Genomic DNA, 1,578 nt, shown 5'->3' with positions numbered 1-1,578 from the left:
TTGGGGGCGGATTTGGGGTGTGTGGGGGGCGCGGAGGAGCGGCGCGCGCCCGTACGCGTGGCGCGGACGGCGGTGGTGCCGGGCGCCTCGGCCCTGGGGGCGCCGAGCAGTTCCGCGTAGGCCTCAAGGGTGCGGCCTCGGGGCTGGGTGCGGCCGGACTCCCAGGACCGTACGGTCTCGCGGGTGACGCCCACCCGGGCGGCGACCTGGGCCTGGGTCAGCGCCTTCGACTCCCGCAGTCTGCGGCGTTCCTTCGGGGGCGGCAGCGGGGAGGCGGGGTTCTGGGGCATGTCGGACTCTCCACACCGGGGGCCGTAGGACCGTTCTCCGCAGGGCGGTGCGCCGAGCGCGCGGCACCGCGCCGTACGGAAAAGTACATAAACGTATCTTGGGCGACACTTCCGGCATTCGCCTGTTACGTGGATGAAGCGCGTGTCGTTGGGAGCATGGCGGCGTGCCGCAGATGACCGATCACGCCCGTCGCACGTCCCTGTTCTCCGGCCTCGCCAAGCGCCGCCGCGTACCCGGCCTGGCCACGTCGCTGCTCGGCGGCGCGCTGGCCGCGGGGCTTGGGCTCGGCTCGCTCGCGGTCCTGGTGATGGGGCTGTGGATCAGCTCGCCCTATCCGGACAGCGGGCCCGGCGGGGCGCTGCATGTCGCCGCCGGGCTGTGGCTGCTCGCCCACGGCACCGAGCTGATCAGGACCGACACGCTGTCCGGCGCGCCCGCGCCGATCGGGGTGACTCCGTTGCTGCTGGTCGCGCTGCCCGTGTGGCTGCTGCATCGCGCGGCGCGGGATGCCGTGGACGCGGCGGCCGAGGTGCGCGGCGCGCTGTGCGGGGTGGTCGCGGGGTATCTGCTGGTCGGCGGGGCCGCGACGGTGTACGCGCTGGGTGGTCCGATCCGGCCGGATCTGCTGAGCGCCGCGTGGCACCTGCCCGCTGTCGCGGTGTTCGCGGCGGCGGCCGGGGTGTGGACGGGGTACGGGCGGCCTCGGGGGCCGGTGCCGACTGCGCTGCGGCGGGCCTTCGACGCGCTGCCTCGTGGCGTACGCCGCGTGTTCGCACCGCGGCGGATCGCGGCCGCGGGGCGGGCCGCGGTGGCCGGGGTGCTGGCGCTGCTCGGTGGTGGTGCGCTGCTGGTCGCGGTGTCGCTGGTCTGGCATCTCGGGGCGGCGCAGGAGACGTTCTTGCAGGTCACGGGGGTGTGGTCGGGGCGCTTCGCAGTGCTGCTGCTGGCGCTTGCGCTGCTGCCGAACGCGGTGGTGTGGGGCGCCTCGTATGGGCTCGGTCCTGGCTTCGCGCTCGGCACGGGGAGTATCGCCTGGCCGCTCGCGGCGCCCGCTTCGTCGCTGCCGCCGTTTCCGCTGCTGGCGGCGGTGCCGGGGGCTGGCGCGGGTACGCCGTGGAACTGGGCGGCGTGTGCGGTCGCCGTCGCGTCCGGGGTGACCGTCGCCTGGTTCACGGTGCGGGGTTCCGTCCGGTCCGCGGGGGAGACGGCGCTGGTGGCGGCCTGCGCGGCCGGGCTGTGCGGGGTGTTGGTCGCGGTGCTCGCGGCGGTCTCGGGCGGGCCCCTGGG

Annotated in this window: 2 protein-coding genes; one reads left to right on the top strand and one right to left on the bottom strand. The window is 75.7% G+C overall.

The features are described from left to right. On the bottom strand, positions 1–290 hold a 290-nt coding region (locus tag U9R90_RS36100), incomplete at its 3' end, for a helix-turn-helix transcriptional regulator (protein ID WP_411061714.1). Positions 291–463: 173 nt separating this feature from the next. Between U9R90_RS36100 and U9R90_RS36095 the strand changes: the two genes are divergently transcribed. Then, a partial coding sequence (locus U9R90_RS36095) for a DUF6350 family protein (RefSeq protein WP_411061716.1) occupies positions 464–1,578 on the top strand: 1,115 nt, incomplete at its 3' end.

This window comes from Streptomyces sp. E11-3 (assembly GCF_046540415.1).
GTDB lineage: Bacteria > Actinomycetota > Actinomycetes > Streptomycetales > Streptomycetaceae > Streptomyces.
The sequence above is the reverse complement of the archived record's forward strand: the minus strand, read 5'-3'. Positions and strand labels throughout refer to the sequence as shown.